General features: G+C 68.1%; 13 protein-coding genes and 1 pseudogene. 8 read left to right on the top strand and 6 right to left on the bottom strand.

The features are described from left to right. The first annotated feature begins 212 nt into the window (after nucleotides 1–212). Genes M6G65_RS05215 through M6G65_RS05205 form a run of 3 tightly spaced genes read left to right on the top strand, consistent with a single transcriptional unit; the run spans nucleotide 213 to nucleotide 1,983 of the window. Nucleotides 213–701, top strand: a complete 489-nt coding sequence (locus tag M6G65_RS05215) for a glycosyl hydrolase family 28-related protein (protein WP_250103657.1) — start codon at nucleotides 213–215, stop codon at nucleotides 699–701. Further along, nucleotides 698–1,201, top strand: coding sequence for a hypothetical protein (locus tag M6G65_RS05210; RefSeq protein WP_250103656.1), 504 nt, complete (start codon nucleotides 698–700; stop codon nucleotides 1,199–1,201). The genes M6G65_RS05215 and M6G65_RS05210 overlap by 4 nt, the downstream gene beginning before the upstream one ends. An 11-nt stretch (nucleotides 1,202–1,212) precedes the next feature. After that, nucleotides 1,213–1,983, top strand: a complete 771-nt coding sequence (locus tag M6G65_RS05205; protein ID WP_250103655.1) for a hypothetical protein — start codon at nucleotides 1,213–1,215, stop codon at nucleotides 1,981–1,983. Nucleotides 1,984–2,317: 334 nt separating this feature from the next. On the opposite strand, the gene M6G65_RS05200 is transcribed toward M6G65_RS05205, so the two are convergent. The 4 genes from M6G65_RS05200 to M6G65_RS05185 form a co-directional block, all read right to left on the bottom strand. Next, nucleotides 2,318–4,744, bottom strand: coding sequence for a glycosyltransferase family 4 protein (locus M6G65_RS05200; RefSeq protein WP_250103654.1), 2,427 nt, complete (start codon nucleotides 4,742–4,744; stop codon nucleotides 2,318–2,320). Between the two features lie 66 nt (nucleotides 4,745–4,810). After that, nucleotides 4,811–6,583, bottom strand: a complete 1,773-nt coding sequence (locus M6G65_RS05195; RefSeq protein ID WP_250103653.1) for a glycosyltransferase family 61 protein — start codon at nucleotides 6,581–6,583, stop codon at nucleotides 4,811–4,813. A 55-nt stretch (nucleotides 6,584–6,638) separates the two neighbouring features. Then, the gene (locus M6G65_RS05190) at nucleotides 6,639–7,748 is read right to left on the bottom strand and encodes an aminotransferase class I/II-fold pyridoxal phosphate-dependent enzyme (RefSeq protein ID WP_238199349.1); all 1,110 of its coding nucleotides are present in this window, start codon (nucleotides 7,746–7,748) and stop codon (nucleotides 6,639–6,641) included. 154 nt (nucleotides 7,749–7,902) lie between these two features. Further along, complete coding sequence (locus tag M6G65_RS05185; RefSeq protein WP_238199350.1) at nucleotides 7,903–8,547, bottom strand: acetyltransferase; 645 nt, start codon at nucleotides 8,545–8,547, stop codon at nucleotides 7,903–7,905. Between the two features lie 243 nt (nucleotides 8,548–8,790). Between M6G65_RS05185 and M6G65_RS05180 the strand changes: the two genes are divergently transcribed. Genes M6G65_RS05180 through M6G65_RS05170 form a run of 3 tightly spaced genes read left to right on the top strand, consistent with a single transcriptional unit; the run spans nucleotide 8,791 to nucleotide 12,496 of the window. After that, a complete protein-coding gene (locus M6G65_RS05180) occupies nucleotides 8,791–9,705 on the top strand; it encodes a hypothetical protein (RefSeq protein ID WP_250103652.1) in 915 nt (304 codons plus the stop codon). Further along, complete coding sequence (locus tag M6G65_RS05175; protein WP_250103651.1) at nucleotides 9,702–11,462, top strand: glycosyltransferase family 61 protein; 1,761 nt, start codon at nucleotides 9,702–9,704, stop codon at nucleotides 11,460–11,462. Before M6G65_RS05180 ends, M6G65_RS05175 begins: the two co-directional genes overlap by 4 nt. Next, nucleotides 11,459–12,496, top strand: coding sequence for an NAD-dependent epimerase/dehydratase family protein (locus tag M6G65_RS05170; protein WP_250103650.1), 1,038 nt, complete (start codon nucleotides 11,459–11,461; stop codon nucleotides 12,494–12,496). The genes M6G65_RS05175 and M6G65_RS05170 overlap by 4 nt, the downstream gene beginning before the upstream one ends. Before the next feature lie 72 nt (nucleotides 12,497–12,568). Here M6G65_RS05170 and M6G65_RS05165 read toward each other — a convergent pair whose 3' ends face one another. Then, nucleotides 12,569–13,018, bottom strand: coding sequence for an NUDIX domain-containing protein (locus M6G65_RS05165; protein WP_250103649.1), 450 nt, complete (start codon nucleotides 13,016–13,018; stop codon nucleotides 12,569–12,571). An 89-nt stretch (nucleotides 13,019–13,107) separates the two neighbouring features. Continuing rightward, nucleotides 13,108–13,416, bottom strand: a complete 309-nt coding sequence (locus M6G65_RS05160; protein ID WP_238199356.1) for a hypothetical protein — start codon at nucleotides 13,414–13,416, stop codon at nucleotides 13,108–13,110. 161 nt (nucleotides 13,417–13,577) lie between these two features. Here M6G65_RS05160 and M6G65_RS05155 point away from each other — a divergent pair. Further along, nucleotides 13,578–14,213: pseudogene (locus tag M6G65_RS05155) on the top strand (DedA family protein); the annotation flags it as partial. A gap of 1,134 nt (nucleotides 14,214–15,347) precedes the next feature. Continuing rightward, nucleotides 15,348–16,979 carry a glycosyltransferase family 4 protein gene (locus M6G65_RS05150; protein ID WP_250103648.1) on the top strand — a complete coding sequence of 544 codons (1,632 nt, stop codon included), beginning with the start codon at nucleotides 15,348–15,350 and terminating at the stop codon, nucleotides 16,977–16,979. Nucleotides 16,980–17,013: the final 34 nt, after the last annotated feature.

Here is a 17,013-nt window from a genome sequence, read left to right as displayed (position 1 = left end):
CCGTGGCGCGGTCGCTACCTTGTAAGCGCTCAGGCGCTCCGACAAGACATCACCTCGCTCGATGCGAGCCCTCGCCAAAACCATTGTCACTCCGTCGCGTTCGCCTGACCTGAGCGCCGCGCGGGTCTCTAAGTCTACGGCGACCAATCTGTCAAAGTGGCGTCCGCCGCTGTAAGGCCGAGAAAACGCTCAGGTTTGATCAGGGAGACGGAATGCCCATCACGGCAACCAATTGTGTGCCGCACCGGAACTCAGGAACGTACGTGCCAGACCACGGCGCGAGGCAGGCCGAGACGATTCGCTTTGCGCTCCTCTTCCTGATCTGTCTGACCGCAATCCTGCCGGCCGAGGCCCTCGATGCCTCCTCGACCGCACTGACCCGTACGGATCTCGCGAAGGTCGATCCCCTCGCCCTCGGTTCGGCAATAATCCTGTCGGGTTTTGTGAGCCCGAGCGATCGTGGTGCGGGTTGTATGCTCGTACGAGGCTCATCCGGCGGCCCGAACGCCGTCCGGGACGGGGCCGGAGGTTGGTGGCAGGCTCCCATGGGCCACCCGATGGACGTGACCTGCTTCGGAGCCAAGATGGATGGCAAGACCGACGACAGTGCAGCGGTGCAGGCTGCGATTGCCGCAGCCACGCTGTCAGGGGCGGGCGGTCAAGTGCTCATCCCAGGCGGCAGGATCCGCTTGGGGGCGTGAGCTTGCCGAACAACATCCGCTTGTCCGGTGCGGGGGCAAATGCGACGGCGGTCTTTGCATCCACCTCATCGGGCGACATCTTCTCCGCCTCCGATCCGTCGAGCGTCAGCAATGTCGCAATCGAGAATTTATCTATCTACAGCGCGGGCGTGGCGCGTCAGACTGAGGGGCACTACGTCCTGTTCCGAAACTGCACGAATTGCCGAGTTTCCGACTTCCTGTTCTCAGGCGCCTATATCGGCGCAGAGGTAACGGGAGCGAACACAGTGAACGTGGCGTTGGAGCGTGGCCGCTCGGATGGGGCTTCGCTCTACCACTTCGCGGTCTCGGGCGGCTCGGACACTTTTCTCCGCGGGCTGCTGACGACTGCCGGCGGGGGCGCCCAGGCGGCCTGTGGCGTGCGCCTGACGCAATCTGGCGGGACGTGGATCTCAGACAGCGACTTCACCGCCTCCGGCCACGGCACCTGTGTGCAGCCGGGCGATGGCCAGGCGGCGTAAAATGGACCTTCGTGTCTAACACCGCCCTTGGCGATAGCGGTACCGGCTATGGCCTTTTCCTGAACCCCGTCGGATCCGGTGCCGTCTACGGCTTCTCCGCCACGAACGCTTGGACCTCCGCCAACAAGAAAGCCGGAGTCGCGACGCAGTGTGATCGTGGCGGGACTATCCAGAGTCTAACACTCAACAATCATCGAGCTATTGCCAACACCCTCGATGGAATGACGTTCTCCTGCGGTGACGGTATCCGGATTGTAACTCCAACAATTGTCAACAACAGCAACCCGGACGGCGGCGGTGTGGTCGGCCGCAACTCCGGAATCGTATTCGGTCCCGGCGTGTCGCATTTTACCGTGAACGGCGGCGAGTTCCGGGCCCTGTTTGGAAGCAAGCCGTTTCAGGCTCATGCGGTGCGTGTGATGCCAGGAGCGTCGAACTTCTGCGCGCGCGCGCGCGCGCGCGCGCGCGCGCGCGCGCGCGCGCGCGCGCGCGCGCGCGCGCGCGCGCGCGCGCGCGCGCGCGCGCGCGCGCGCGCGCGCGCGCGCGCGCGCGCGCGCGCGCGCGCGCGCGCGCGCGCGCGCGCGCGCGCGCGCGCGCGCGCGCGCGCGCGCGCGCGCGCGCGCGCGCGCGCGCGCGCGCGCGCGCGCGCGCGCGCGCGCGCGCGCGCGCGCGCGCGCGCGCGCGCGCGCGCGCGCGCGCGCGCGCGCGCGCGCGCGCGCGCGCGCGCGCGCGCGCGCGCGCGCGCGCGCGCGCGCGCGCGCGCGCACGATACAAGGGGTTGACGCGGTCGGCGGGACGACGACCCAGGTTTCGGTTCAAGACGCCGGGACGGGCTCGCAGAAGAACGTAGGTGGAAATTGGTGACCCAGATCCGGTTGCGCGGTAATGTAGATAGGTTCTGACCGGTAAGAGGCTTGGCTGACGTGCTCGGCATGCCTCCGCTCCAACCTCATCGCGCTCAGGGGCAACCAGCCCCCATCCGGTCTGTGGAAGTAAGATCGCTGTACGCACGCGGACTTCGGACACAAACTCGACCGATCCGCGCGATCTCGCGCCTCGCTGCCGCTCGATGGTGCGGATCACCGCTGCGAGCGTCCTCTCGTTGAACCCTACCGGTTAAGGAGCGTCGAACAGGGAGCGGATGCTATCCAGCCGACGATTGTAGCGTTTCGAAATGGCGTCGATGCTGAAGTTGTTCTTGACACATTGGGCGGCGCGCATACCCCGTCGCGCCATCTCGTCGCGGCTGTACAGCACCTCTCGCATGGCGGCGGCGGCGCTGGCGATCTTCGGATCGGCCCATGTGCTACCGCGTTCAACGCCCGGGTACTCGTCATGCCCAACTGCTATCAAGTCGTAATCGACCAGGTAGCAGTTATCCGGCGTACAAAATTCCATGTTCCCGGAATACGCTGTTGCGATCACGGGGCGCCCGAGTTGCATCGCCTCCAGCATGCCGAAGCCGAAGCCTTCGGCCCGGTGTAGAGACACGTAGCAATCACAGGCCAGCTTCAAGGAAAGAATTTGTTCGTAGGTGAAAGTCTCGCCGATGACCCGGATCCGAGGATCGTCTCGGATGAGGTTGTCTATCACGCGCCAGACGCTGACTTGGTAAGCATCCGAGACCCGGCTCCTATTCCAGGTCTTTATAATGAGGGCGACCTCTCGGTTTTCCCTTTCGAAGGCTGCCTGGAAGGCGCGAATGACCGCCAGCGGGTTCTTTCGCTCGGCGAAGGAGAAAGAGTCAAAGGTCGTGAGGAAGGTGAACACCCCGTCCTGACGAAAGCCGAGATGTGGTCGGAGATCCGGCGGCAGGTCCTCGACGGCCATGCCGACATTCACCACGGGTTTATCGGTCCGCGCCTCGTATATTGTCCGGACGTACTCCGAAGAAACCCAGATCTCGTCTAAGAGGTCGAGCGCGAGGAAATGCGCCTCGGGCATCTTGTTAAGCTCCCAGAAAAAATACCCAATGTTGTAGCTGTTCTGAAACGTCGCTTCTGGCAGAATGGAGAAGGCGAGCGGGACGGCTTCGGCGTTGAGGTGTAACAAATTTATGCGATGCGGCCGGTCATACGGACGATAGCCGATCTTGGTTGAGAAGCCGATGAGAGCCGGGTTCTCAACGTTGAACGGCATCGCCGACAGCGAAGGCGCGGTGCTGCGTTCGAGAATCTGATACGAGAGGCGCGTCGCTTGCCCGAGCCCTGACGTCTTCTCGATGGGACCGATGACGGTGACACCCTCGTCCGGTGCCTGGCAGGGACGCGCCGTCGACGTCGTATCCCGCCGGGCGCCCTGGAGCGGTCCCGCATTCGACGCGCCGGCGCCGCCCGCGCTGTTCGAGCGTGCCTGTCCGGCGAGGTTGCCGGCGTCAGGGGCATCTCGGAGGAGGAACGACAGATTGTCCTCGAAGGTGTTAGTGCCGTCTGCTCGTGATGCGAGGAGCGCCCGCAGCGACTGGACCGGAAGAAGCTCGGCGATGTGGGGATGCTTGCAACTCAACAGAAGGAAATAGTGCAGCGCCGCCAACCGGCCGGCGGCGCTGTGCAGGTTCAAGCACTGCAGTTCGGGGTTCTTGGCGATATGCAGCCGCATGAACGTGCTGAGTGGAAATCTGCCATAGGGCGCCTGATCAACTCTCCGGAGCGCGGAGACCTGTTCAGGCGTCACAAGCTTGCGTTCCAGGTTTAGCTGCAGAGTCTTTTCAAAACACCACCAGTAGAGGGCCTCGTTCTCCACCTCCGGCTTGGTGATATCGATGAGGTCCGGGCGGTCGCGCCTTAGGAGGTTCCAAAGGGCTACGCTAATACTGGCCGGGAATCCGTCGACCGGCAACGGGTCGTTGAGGAACCGGAGCTGACTCTCCGAGAGCGGGACGCTCAGTGACCGGCCCCATCTCAGACTATACTCTGCGATGTACCACAGCAGGACGTTCAGGCGGTCCTTCGTCGTGCCGGACAGCTTGGCTTTGAGGTCCCGCCCACCCGACCGGATCACCTCGTAGCGGAGAAATTTCGAGATCAGGCCGTCGGGATCACGCTCGGGGCGAGCCGTTTCCAGAAGGATGGCCGAGAGCTGCCGGCCGGTGGACGGGGGTTGGATCTCCCCCGACGGACGAACCTGTCCGGCTCCGTTCTGTACCGCGGAGTCCGCTGTGGCTCGCAGTTCAGCGGCCATCAGCACCATCAAGGCGACGAACGATTCGGGGATCGGCGGAACGGCGCTGCGGAGGCTCAGGGCGTCTAAGTGGATCTCCTTGGCCAGAACGCAGTCGCTGCCGAGGATCGAGATCTCGATAGCACCGTCCAGGGCCGAGAAGTTCTGCAGGTCGGCGACGAAGCCGTGCCGGCCGTCGCCGATGCCATGGTCCTTGAGATCCTGCCGGAAGATGTTGGCTTTCACGATCTCCGTCTTGCCGCCGGCTGCAGTGATCTGGACGAGGAGAGGCAGATTCGGATTGCGCGGGTCGAAGGCCCATCCGGTGACGAGAGGCTCGCCGATGAAGTCGATGAAGCCGCGCCACCGTTGATCGTCGGTCATGTGCAAACTCTTGAATGGGCGTCGTGCCCCTCACCGAGGAGCCGGAAGCTGCATAGCGTTCGAGGATCAATCTCTTCCGGACAGGGCTTCGAGGCCACGCAGAACGAGGGCGGGGGCGGCTGAATAGTTGGCGTGGAAGGCGTGCACCGCCGCCCCGGCGACGGTCTTGCCGCGTATGAAGAGCAAATCGGCCCCGCTCGACCGAATCATGCTGCTGTATCCACGAAAATTGAACGACCGATCCTCGTGGATCAGCGCGATTACCCGCGCGCGAGAATTGCAGAAGATACAGTTGGTGAGCGCGGAACTCGCCGAGCCGACGATCGTGTTGGCCGTGTGATAGAGTGCGACCTGCTCGGCGAAGGACAGTTTCTCAGGATAGACCACCTCGAAACCCTGCCGCGTTAGCACGTCGATAATCTCCGCCTCGTTGAGAAGCTGGCGCTGCGCGAAGCCCCGGCGCGAGAGCACGATCTTGCGTCCCGAAGGCCGGAGATCGACGCCGCGCGCCGCCAGTCGCTCGAGCACCACGCCCCGCATGGCGCCGAGGACATCCGCCGGCCAGACCGCGTCGTAGACCGGCACGCCAGGTCGCGAGTCAAACGGGAAGAAGGTCGGCACCGGAGCGACGCCGAGTTCTCCGAAGCGGATCGCTTGTGTCGACAGCGGCAGGATTCGCCTGTCGCGCTCATCGAGCAGTTCCAAGATCTGCCGATGCGTCTCCGGCATATGATCGCCGATGCAGATCGGGAAATCTGACGGACATGCGCGGTCGTTGAACCAGAGCATGCGTGGCACGAACTCGAGCAACCAGTGGCCGTAGTTCTTGCTCTGCAGCCCGAACATCATCAGCCCGGCATCAAGGCTCTGCGTCTCGGCAGGCTCTTCGGCGAGCGCGCGCCGGGCGCCGTAGACCGCAGTCATGATCTGGTCGGGGTTCACCCCGTCCTTGATGTCCGCGACCCCGGCGAGCGGGTGTGCGGCCAGATCGTAGATCAGGCGGTTCCCCTGAAGCACGATGTTGCTGCGCGGGAATGTCAGGCAGTCCTTGAAACGGGCGACGTATTGCGGCGGCGCGTCGAGGGATCCGCACGACGAGGTCAGCGCCACCGGTCCTTCGAGGAAGGCGATCTCCGGCTCGGTGATCCGGCGGGGGCCGAGCAACTCGCGGTACTCGCCCTCCCCGTCCGCGGCGGCTTCGCGCGCGGACACGATGTCGTATATCCGCAGCGGGCCGAGCCCCAGAACGTGCCGGGTCCGCTCGTGGAGCGCCTGCGCCTCCTCGTGCCGGCCCTCCTCGGCCAGCGCATTCATCTGCAGGATGCGGAGATTCCGGATCTTGCGCTCGAGCGTGTCGCCGTCGATCGTGAGCGCTTGGCCGCCCAGCAGGTCCCGCGCGACGCGCGAGAGGAGGTAGCTGCGCACCGCGCCCTCGGCATCGCCGGCGAGCTCGTAATCCCAGGCGATGTGGATGAGGGACGGGTCGTTCTGCCCGCGATCCCCGGCCTCCGCCTTGGCCGCCCGCAGCTCTTGGAGCAGCCCCTCCACCGGATCGAACATCTTGCGCCGGCACAGGTCGAGGATGCGTGTCCGGATGGCGGCGAGCCTGTAGGACGCCGCCTGTGCGGGTGTCACCCGGGCCGCGAGGTCATAGGCACGCGCCGCGAGGTCGAGCCGGTTCTCGCCCTGGAAGCGAAAGGCCAGGGTAGCGAGGTGCTGCGCGGCGACCGCCGGCCGGCCCTCCGTCGGCACGGACAGGCCGCTCTCGATCGCGTCGAGCGCGGCGGCGCCCTTCGATTCGTTGGCCTGCGTCAGAATTCGCCGGAAGTCGCCCTGCATCGTTCTCGACCGTTCCTCTCGGTACGCGACCGCAGGGCGCGCCCAATGCGGCGCCTCAGCGGGCCGCCAGAGACCGCTCCACGCAGCCGCACACCGCGCCGATCTGCTCCGGCGTGATCGCCGGGAAGAACGGCACACCGATGGCGCCGGCGGCCACCGCGGCGGTCCGCGCGAGACCGTCGTGCCGGCACGTGGCGAAGGCGGGATGTACGTGGCATCCGGTCCCGTACCAGCGCCGCCACTGGATCCGGTCCGCGTCGAAACCGGCCGTCACCACCTCGGCGGCGGCGGGCTCGAACAGCGCGGCGATCGTCATGGTCAGCCAATCCGTGCCGAAGCCCGGCTGCATGCGCACGCCGATCCGGTTGAAGCCCGAGACATAGGCCAGCGAGGCTTCTCGCAACTGCCGGATGCGCGCCTCGAGACCGTCGAACACCGCCAGCCCGACGGCGGCGGCGTATTCTGAGATCCGGTAATTGCCGCCCCGCACCTCCGAGACGCGGCTGCTCACCGAGAAGCCGAAGCCCGTCATGGCGGTGGTCTGGGCCACCAGATCAGTGTCGGTGGTGAGGATTGCCCCGCCCTCCCCGATCCCGAGCGCCTTGGTGGCGTGCAGGCTGACGCAGATTGGCTGCGCGGCCACGCGGTGCAGGTTGAGCGTGGCGGCGGCGGCGTCGAACACCACCGGGATCTTGTGTGCCGCCTCAAATGCCTCCCAGGCGGCGATGTCGATCGGGGCGCCGTATGGGCTGACCACCACCACGGCGGCGACATCTCCCTCGGCCGCCGCCAGGGCCCGTACGGCGATGGCAGGCGTGAGCGCTAGGGTTTCGGGATCGACATCCGCGAAGAACGGCTCCAGGCCGACATTGACCGCCGCATGCGCGGTGGCCGCGAAGGTGTAGGCGGGCATCAGGCAGAGCCGGCCGCCCCGGCCGGCGATCCGGTAGCGCAAGGCGAGCTCGATGGCCGTGGTGCCGCTGCCAGTGAGCGTCGCTGCCACTGGGGCGCCGCCGGCCCGTTCCGACACGAAACGGCAGAGCCTGTCGGTGAACTCGCGGGAGAGCGGCCCGTAATTGCTGTAGATGCGCGCCTGATCGATCCGCCGCAGATACGGAATGATTGCATCCGTCTCCGGCAGACTTGGAATGAGCACAGGGATCATCGCCGAGACACGTCCTGACTGTCTGCCGCCACCGTCCTCATACGCATGCTCGGGTGACGCGGCCCGCTATACATGGCCGGGCGGGAGCACGGAAGGCGCCGGCCCAGGCTCAGACCCGGGCCCAAACCTCAGCCGCGGTCTTGCCCTCTCCGCTCTAGGCACGCCGCAAGGGCCGGGCAGGATTGCCGAACACCGTCTGGCCGGGCGCCACGTTCCGGATGACCACGGCGCCGGCGCCGACCACGGCGTGCGCACCGATGCGGATGCGCGGGATCACACAGGCCCCGGTGCCCAGGAACGCCCCCTCCTCAACGCGGACATGCCCGGCCAGGTGGACACCGGGGCTCAGCGTCGCGAAGTCCTCGAGGACGTCGTCGTGGGCGACGGTGCAGCCCGGATTGACTAGAACATTCTCTCCGAGCCGCGCATCCGCCGTGATGGAGGAATGGCCAAGGATCACCGCGCCTGCGCCGATCCGGCTGCTCGCCCCGACCAACACGCCAGGATCGATGATCGACGTGAACTGCGCGCCGATCTCCGTCCGGAGATACTCGACCGCCCGAGCCCGGGACCCAGGCTCGCCCAGAGCTACAACGAAGCGCAGGTCCGCGTCGCCCGCGAAGCTTTGCACGTCGCGCACCACCGGCCGGCCACGGAACGTCTCCGGTGCGTCGATCCCGGGATCGACGATGCTCGCCTGCAGGTCAATCGCGGTCTCCTGCGCATTTAGGCGATCTAAAGCGTCCACGATCTCGCGCGCGAGCGCGCCTGCGCCATAAAGAACGAGGCGGATCGTCATCGCGCCGGAATCCGCGATCTGACTCGCATCGGTCCCGACGAAGGCCTGTCGATCCGGTCAACGTCCATGCGCGGGGTTCCCTGCCTGTCCGGCGCCCTGCCCTACACGAGACCGCGTGCGTTCTCCAGCGCTCGGGTGCCTCGTCACGGGGCGTCCCTTCCAGTACACCGCCCGCAAAAGGGCGCTGCCCGGTCGGCGCGCGAACGAGCAGGTTCGATCAGGCGTGCGACTGACATGAGGCCGATGGACACCTTCATCGATCTGATCCGGACGGCCAATCGCGACAACGCGTCGGACGTTGTCGCGCGGCTGCGCTCTCTCGCTGCCACGGATCACGATCCGACGCGCCGCGCCGCCCTGTGCCGGCATCTTGAGACCCTCGCGTTCCGGCTGGAGGGAGACGATCGGCTCGGCGCCGCAGCAGAGACCTACGACCTGATCGCCGCGCTGGTCCCCAGCGAGCGCGTGCGCTGGGCGCGGGACGCCGCCACGGTGCGCCTGCGCGACCTGTGCGCGCGCGGCCGCTTCGATGAGGCCGAGACCTATGTCGCGCAGCTGCGCGCCGACGCTGACGCGCCCACCCTGATCCAGGACGGGCTCGCGACCTTGCTGCGGCTCGGATGGGCCCACGAGTGCCGCAATCAGCCCGAGCCGTGCCTCCACTATTACCGCCTCGCCTACGACCTCAACGGCGGCGATGCGGGCGTGACGACCGAGGACGGCGATCGGCTCAGCACCAAGGTCAAGAACCTGCGCCGCCTGCTCCTCGATACGCTGCTGGAGGACGGGCGCTTCGACGCGGCGATCGCGCTGCACGAGACGACGCGCCACGTCACCGGCTCCGGTCCGCTGGAAGCCTACGACATCGTCTCCGTCCAGGACCTCGCGGCGGCGGGCGGCGCGCGCGCCATCACGATGCTCCCGGAGCGCCGCATCGTCGCGCCCGAGCTGCGCTTCTGGGAAAAGCCCCTGCCCTACGGTCGGAGCCCGGCAGCCTGGACATCCCGGCCCAGTACCTCGCCTTTCTCGACGACGCGCGCGCTTATCCGCGCAGCAACGTCGTCATCGCCGGCGGCAAGCTCGTCTACGACCTCGCCGCCCATCCGCGCCGCCCAGACATCCTGCTGCAGGACGGCCTCAACCCCGACCAGATCATGACCGCCGCCTTCGGCGCCGGGCGTGCCATCGTGGAGGTACCCGAGGATGAGCATGAAATCGAAGCCGGGCTGATGATGTTTGGATTTCAGAGCCGGAACTACGGGCACTGGCTCTTGGAGTTCGTTCCGCGGATGCTCTGCTACAACGACCCACGATGCCCAGAGGGAATTTCACTCTGCATCGACGACCACATGCCCGGCTCGCACGAGGAGATCCTGCGCCTACTCGATACGCGCGACCGTCTCGTGATCAAGCTGCCGCCCAAACCCGTGGCGTTCGGGCTCCTCGGCATGGCGCCGGTTCCGGCCTTCTTTCCCTTCGACATGAAGCCAGGCCGCCCGTTCTACGACACAGTTTGGCCGGCCGACGTCTTCGCGGCTGTGCGTCAGCGGATCCTGGACCGCGCCCGCGAGTGCGGCATCCTCTCGGGCCGAACCGACCGGCGCCTGTTCATCTCCCGCAAGGCCTTCTCCCAGCGCGCCCTCGTCAACGAGGCGGAGATCGCCGAGCGGCTGCGCCCCCTGGGTTTCGAGATCATCTACCCGGAGACGATGTCGTTCCTTGAACAGGTCGAGGCCTTCCACTCGGCAGCTTTGGTGGTTGGATCATCTAGCTCGGCACTGTGCAATGCCCTGTTCTGCAGGCCTGCGTCCCGGATCATCGGCCTAATTCACGAGGAGTTGTCCTTTAATTTCCGAGGATATACCAGTTGTATCGAGGTTGGCGGCGCGCGGATCCTATTCCTGCGCGGCCGCACGCTCCCGCGTCCCGGCGTGCACGCCTTCCACGTGAGCTACACGGTCGATCCCGAACAGGTCGCGGCCGCCGTGGCGGCGCTCGAGACCGAGGTCGCGACCGGGAAGCCGGCCGGGTTCGCGGTCCAGGTTGCGGACGACCGGCCGATCCGGGTGCCGGATCGCGACCCAGCCGGGTCCTGGAAGGCCGAGACGGTGGGGGCCGCCCGCGTCGATCCCGACCGGCTCGCGCGCGTCAGGACACTGGCGGCTGGCTGGCATGCCGGCGCGGAGGCAGGCCTGTGCGCCCTCGAGGCGGTGGCCTACGTCGCGGGCGAGCCTCACTCGGATCAGCCGGCCTGTGCGTCGCCGAGTCTCGCCGCCTTCATCGGGACCTGGAGCGACCGCCTGTCCCAGGACGCACGCGACGCCCTGATCCTCCCGCTCGTGCCACGCCTCGTCGGCACGCGCGGCTCGGAGGCGCTGGAGCGCCGGCGCGTCGCCCTGGTCGTGGATTGGCTGGTCCGCACCCACGTGCCGGCGTGGTTCCGCCTCGCCAAGCTGAATGTCGAGGCGGACGAACTGGCCAACAGGCCGGTCGTCGCGGACGTCGCCGATCTGGCTGCCTGGTTCGATCACCTGAAATGGGCGCGCAAGCGGGCAGCGGTCGCGAATCCCACCCTGCGCCAGACGGGGACCGGGGTCCGGGCCGCAGCCTGGGACGCGGCCCATCAGGCCGCGTGGGCCGCCATCCGGGACGATCTGGACGCCGCCGGCTCGCGGATCTTCGCGGCCGGCTGGGACGCGGCCTACGCGGCCGCCTACGCGGCGGCCCGGGCTTGGGGGAAGGCGCCGCTGGAGCCGACCCGGCGCGCACTCCAGGAGTCCGCTTTGGCCCTGGTCGAGCGCATGATCGGAACGCGCGAGACGGATCTGCGTGAACTGGGCTCGGGTGGAGCGGACCCGTCGTCGGATGCGGCCGCTCACCCGCCGGTCCGCCACGACGCCGAGGCTCAGGCATGAGCGCGGACTGGCAGACCGGGCTGGCGGATCCCGTCGCGTCAAGCCGGCCGACCGTGTCGCTCTCGGGAATCCGCTGCCTCGTGCTCGGCGGCGGCGGATTCCTCGGGCTGAACCTGTGCAACCGTCTCGCGGAAGCGGGCGCCGAGGTCACCTGTTTCAGCCGCAGCCATCCGCAGCCCGAGGTCCTCGACCGCCGCGTGACCCGGGTGACCGGACATTTCGCCGACCGCCTCGCCATCGCCAACGCCGTCGAGCGTCAGGACGTCGTCTTCCACCTGATCGCCGGATCGATCCCGGAAAGCTCGAACCGGGATCCGTCGGCGGAGCTCGCGGCCGCGCCGATCGCCACCCTGAACCTGCTCGAGATCTGCCGCTCGGCCCGGATCAAGAAGCTGGTGTTCTCGTCCACCGGCGGCGCGATCTACGGGATCCCCCGCGGCATCCCGATCCCCGAGCAGGCGCCCACCGACCCGATCTCGGCCTACGGCATCAGCAAGCTGATGATCGAGAAGTCGCTCTACCTGTACCGCCACCTCCACGGCATCGACTACCAGGTCCTCCGGATCGCAAACCCGTACGGCCGGTTCCAGCTCGGCACCAAGCACCAGGGCCTAATCGGGAGCTACATCCACCGCGTCCTCTCGGGCCTGCCGCTGGAGGTCTGGGGGACCGGCGAGGTGGTGCGCGACTTCCTGCATGTCGACGACGTCAGCGACGCGTTCCTCGGCGCCGTGACCTATGAAGGACCGCACAAGATCCTGAATGTCGGCAGCGGCGTGGGCATGAGCGTCAACCAAGTCATCGCCGAGCTGGAGACGGCCTTCGGGCTGGACCGCCTACCCTGCCTCTACAAGCCGAGCCGCGCCGCCGACGTGCCGGCCAACGTCCTCGACACCGCGCTGATCCGGTCCGAGCTCGGCTGGCAGCCGCGCGTCGCCCTGCGCGCGGGGCTCGTCGGCACGATCGCGTGGATGCGCGCGCACCGGGCCGAGGCGCATCCCGGCACGCCGCGGCATCCGGCCCGTGAGGGCTGAGGCGCCTCCGATCGGCGAACCTCGGATGGACAAGGCCCGTCGCGCGGGCCTTCCCCGGCGGGCGTCCCGCGTTCAGCGCTCGCCGAGTCCGGCGGCGGCGAGGCACAGCTTGACGTAAGGATGCAGGCCCGGATCAATGTGATCGATCCAGACCCAATCCTCATGATGGCTGTCGAGATTCACCTCGACGGATTGCTGGCGGCTGAACAGAAAGAAGCATGTGTTGACGCTGTGGACGGCAATGCCCTCCGGGCCGTCCTCGAAAATGGTCTCGTCCGTGTGGATGATCGGCCCGACATGGCAGTCGATCCCGGTCTCATCCAGCGCCTTGCGGGCCGCGGCCTGGCGAAGGGTCTCGCCTTTGTGGACCCGGCCGCCGGGGAGCCAGAGCTGGCCTTTCGCCGGGGCGTCGCGCCGTCGGACCAGAAGGACACAGCCATCGTTGACGATGGCCACGTCGACACAGACGATCGGGATCGCCTCCAGGATCTGGTTGTACAGGTGCTGGGGGATGAAAGACATCGAACGGGTGTCCTGATTACGGGCGCGCCGTTGATGGTCGGGTGCGCCGCCACGAATCGAGTGTGGCCGGGCAGGCCCTCGCGCGGGCGTCAGGGCCGGTGACCCTGCCGCTGCCAGACCGGCCGAGTCTTCGGATCCGGCGTTCCGCAGGCATCGCACCGAAGCGTCATGCCCGCATCCGGGACGAAGCTGGTGGAGGCCCAGCGCCCGACATGGATCGAAACCTCGGCCTCGTGTCCGCACGCGCAGATGGCCCGAAGCGCCGTGACCCCGCGATCCATGGCGTTCTGCAGGGTCATCGGGGTGATCTCGCGCCCGTCGGCATCGTAGGCGCGGCGCGGGTTGCGGGCGTGCGCGGGTACCGGGCTTCGACCTTCGAGGATGGATGGGTTGGCCACGGTCAATCCTCTCGCTCTCCGGACATGAGCACCGCCCGAGGGTGATGGCCGACGCCGCAGTCTCCGTGGCGCCCACGATCAGACAGGGGCCCTACCTCCGCCGCCCCCGCACGGCCATTTTTGCCTGCGACTGCGTTGTGCACGATTTGCGAGGAGACCGCATGTCCTTCCTGCACGACCTGCCCATCGCCGACCTGATCGCGCATTACGGCTATCTGACGATCTTCGTCATCATCACCCTGGAGAGCGCCGGTCTGCCCTTGCCCGGCGAGACGGTCCTGCTGACGTCGGCGGCCTATGCCGGCAGCACCGGCAACATCAACATCGCCGTCGTAGTAGCGATTGCCGCGACCGCCGCCATCCTGGGCGACAACGCCGGCTACTGGGTCGGTCGCCGCTGGGGACTGCCCCTGCTCCTGCGCAAGGGCCACCTGATCGGCCTCGATCACGGACGCCTCAAGCTCGGCCAGTACCTGTTTCGCCGGCATGGCGGGAAGATCGTGTTCTTCGGCCGCTTCACCGCGATGCTGCGCGCCTACGCGGCCGTCCTGGCCGGCGTGAACAAGCTCGATGCCCGCCGGTTCTTTGCCTTCAATGCGCTGGGCGGCGTCGCCTGGGCCTCGATCATGGGCTTCGGGGCCTATCTGTGCGGCCGCTCGATCGAGAACGTCATGGGGCCGGTCGGCCTCGGACTGCTGGCTTTCGTTCTCCTCGGCGCCGTCGCGCTGTGGATGTTCATGCGCCGCCACGAGGCACGCCTGATGGCGGATGCTGAGGCCGCGATCCCGGGTCCGCTCGCCGAAGGTCTGAGCGTGGAAGCGCCGCCGCGCGAGGAGGCCCGGAGCGTGGCCGCTGGTCCTGCGGCGCGCCGTGCGGACCTGCCGGACCTTCAGAGCCAGGTCGAGGCGTTCCTGGCGCAGCGGGAGGCTGATCGGGCGCACGCCGAAGGTCCGGCACGGGAGAAGCACCCGCCGGCGCCCCTACCCCTGTGGTTCAAGATGCTCGCCCTGCTTCTCATGGCCGCCGCCGGCATGGTGCTGGCGTCATGGCATTACGGTGTGACCGGCGGCTTCTATGGGCGCTTGGTCGGTCACGTAGGGATCATCGGCATCGTGCTGGTCCTGCTCGGGCCCGCCGTCCTCCTGACGCTCATCCGTCGACGGCTGCGGCATGCCGGGCCGTCGAGCCCCGTCGAGCAGACCGAAGGCGCCATCGGGCTGGCGACCTGAGCCGGCGTCTCGCACCACATCCGACGCCTGAGCTTGGGGTAGGCACGCCCGGCCCGCTATGCGAGAAGCCACGCCGCGCGGCGGTTCGGCGGGACGTGAGCGTGCCGGCCCGGGCGGCCGCACGTTCTCTGCCCCCTGCGCCGACCTGGCGGGCGCGCCGAGAGGGACGGACGACGGCATGCATCCGGATCTGCCTGGATTGTTCGATGCGGGCTTCGTGGCCCGACGCAATGGCGAGGCGCGCGGCATCGACACGGCGGCGGCCTACGCGGCCGCGGGCTGGCTCTCCGATCTTGATCCGAACCCGCTGTTCGACACGGCCTTCTACCGCGCACAGGTCTCGCCCGCGCACGCGACCGGGCTCAGCCCGGCCGAGCATTACTGCGCCCACGGGGCCGCGATCGGGCTCGATCCCGGGCCGCTGTTCAGCACCCGCACCTATCTGACGCTCTACCCCGACATCGCCGAGGCCGGGGTCAACCCGCTTGGCCATTATCTCCATTACGGCGCCGCGGAAGGCCGGCTGCCCAACCTTCTGGAGGGGCGCGCCCTCGCCGAGGCAGCCGGGACGGTGCTGGCGCGTGATCCGGCAAATCCCTACGCGCGGGTGCAGGCCGCGACGGAGCGGCTGCACGCCACCGATGCCGCGGCGGCGCTGGCGCTGCTCGACGGGGACCCGTCGCGGGGCTCCAGGCGCTCCTGGTGCGGGTCGAGGCCCTGCTCGCCCTGGGCCGAGGCGAAGCGGCCGATGCGGCCGCCAGGGCCGCCGTCGAGGCAGAGGGCGACAGCCTGGTCGCCCGATGCGCTCTGGCCGCCTATCAGGCCGAAACCCTGGGCCGGCTGGGCACCGCCGCGGCGGCCTACGCGATCGCGCTGACCTTGGGCTGCGAGGAGCCGGCCCTGTTCCGCTTCCGCCTGGCGGTCATCTTTCGGACCTGGGGCCGGCTCGTGGAAGCCGAAGAGCAGGCGCGCCGCGCCCTCGAACTCGGTGATTTCAGCCCGCACACCCGGACTCTGCACGACCTGCTGGCGCGCGATCGCGGCCAGGCCGAGCGGCTCCAGGCCGAGAGCCGGGCCGTGCCGGATTTCGCCCCCGAAGCCTGGCAGGCCGCCAACCAGGCCCGGGCCGTCTACCCGCAGGTGGCCGGGCCGAGCCAACCGGCCCGGGGGCGCGGGGCCGGCCTCCTCCTCGTCGATTCGAGCTTCCCGTCCCGGTTCTCGGCGTTCCGCTACGGCGAGCTGCTCACCTACCTGTACGCCATCCCGGAGAGCCGGGCTGCCTCGTCGCTGCGCGACATTGACCGCTACCGGCCGGACTGGACCTTCCTCGACGAGCTGCGCCAGTTCGAGGCGGAGCATCCGACCCTCGCGGGCCGGGTGCAGGCCCTGAACACCGGCCACGACCTCAGCGCCGAGGTCCTGCACACGACCTTCCTGCACAACGCGGCCGTGCTGCTGGCCTCGAACCCGGACCTGCGCGCCGCGCGCTTCGTCTTCACCCTGTATCCTGGGGGCGGGTTCATGCCGAACGATCCAGTCTCGGACGCCAAGCTGCGGCGCGTGCTCGGCGATCGCCGCTTCGCCAAGGTGCTCACGACCCACACGCTGCAGCGCGACTACCTGCTCGACCGGGGCTGGTGCGATCCCCAGCAGATCGCCTTCATCTTCGGTGCCGTCTCGCCGGATTGTTGGGATGTCGCGGCGAGTGCGCGCTGCTCGCGGGTCGGGCGCCCGCTGCCGGACACGATCCGGATCTGCTTCGTGGCCCAGCGCTACACGGAGCTCGGCATCGAGAAGGGCTGCGACGTGTTCACCGAACTCGTCCGGCGCTACACGGACGACCCGCGCTTCGAGTGGCACTATGTCGGCGACTGGAATGCGGAGCTTCTCGGCCTGACGCGGGTCGACCGGGTGCGTTTCCACGGCGTGCAGCCGGCCTCGTTCTTCCCGGATTTCTATCCCAGTATGGACATCGTCATCTCGCCGAACCAGTCGCCGATGGAGCGCGACGGCGGCCGCGGGTCCTTCGACGGCTTTCCCACCACCTCCTGCGTCGAGGCGGGCCTGCGCGGCGTGGCGATGTTCCTTACTGATTCCCTCGCGCTGAACCGCCGGCTCGACGGGACCCACGCCATGGAGCCCGGCGTGGAGTTCGAGCTGATCACGCGCGACGTCGACGGGATCGCCGACCGGATCGAGTTCTACGCCGGCGACCGGGAGGCGCTCCGGCGGCTCAGCGAGGCCGGCCGCTTGGCGATCCTGCGGGAATACAGCTTCGAGCGGCAAATGCGGCCGCGCCTCGACCTGCTCCGGGCGCAGCTCGATGCCGCGTAGATCCGCGGCACGGCAGCCCCTGGGGATCATCGGA

Origin of the sequence: Methylobacterium tardum (assembly GCF_023546765.1) — a bacterium.
GTDB lineage: Bacteria > Pseudomonadota > Alphaproteobacteria > Rhizobiales > Beijerinckiaceae > Methylobacterium > Methylobacterium tardum.
Note: the sequence above shows the minus strand (reverse complement) of the source record. Positions and strands in the feature narration are given on the sequence as shown.

Excerpts from the sequence above, each read along its gene's own strand:
- M6G65_RS05165 (WP_250103649.1), bottom strand. The coding sequence starts at position 13,018 with ATGTCTTTCATCCCCCAGCACCTGTACAACCAGATCCTGGAGGCGATC.
- M6G65_RS05175 (WP_250103651.1), top strand. The coding sequence starts at position 9,702 with ATGACCGCCGCCTTCGGCGCCGGGCGTGCCATCGTGGAGGTACCCGAG.
- M6G65_RS05200 (WP_250103654.1), bottom strand. The coding sequence starts at position 4,744 with ATGACCGACGATCAACGGTGGCGCGGCTTCATCGACTTCATCGGCGAG.
- M6G65_RS05190 (WP_238199349.1), bottom strand. The coding sequence starts at position 7,748 with ATGATCCCTGTGCTCATTCCAAGTCTGCCGGAGACGGATGCAATCATT.
- M6G65_RS05215 (WP_250103657.1), top strand. The coding sequence starts at position 213 with ATGCCCATCACGGCAACCAATTGTGTGCCGCACCGGAACTCAGGAACG.
- M6G65_RS05185 (WP_238199350.1), bottom strand. The coding sequence starts at position 8,547 with ATGACGATCCGCCTCGTTCTTTATGGCGCAGGCGCGCTCGCGCGCGAG.
- M6G65_RS05195 (WP_250103653.1), bottom strand. The coding sequence starts at position 6,583 with ATGCAGGGCGACTTCCGGCGAATTCTGACGCAGGCCAACGAATCGAAG.
- M6G65_RS05180 (WP_250103652.1), top strand. The coding sequence starts at position 8,791 with ATGGACACCTTCATCGATCTGATCCGGACGGCCAATCGCGACAACGCG.
- M6G65_RS05170 (WP_250103650.1), top strand. The coding sequence starts at position 11,459 with ATGAGCGCGGACTGGCAGACCGGGCTGGCGGATCCCGTCGCGTCAAGC.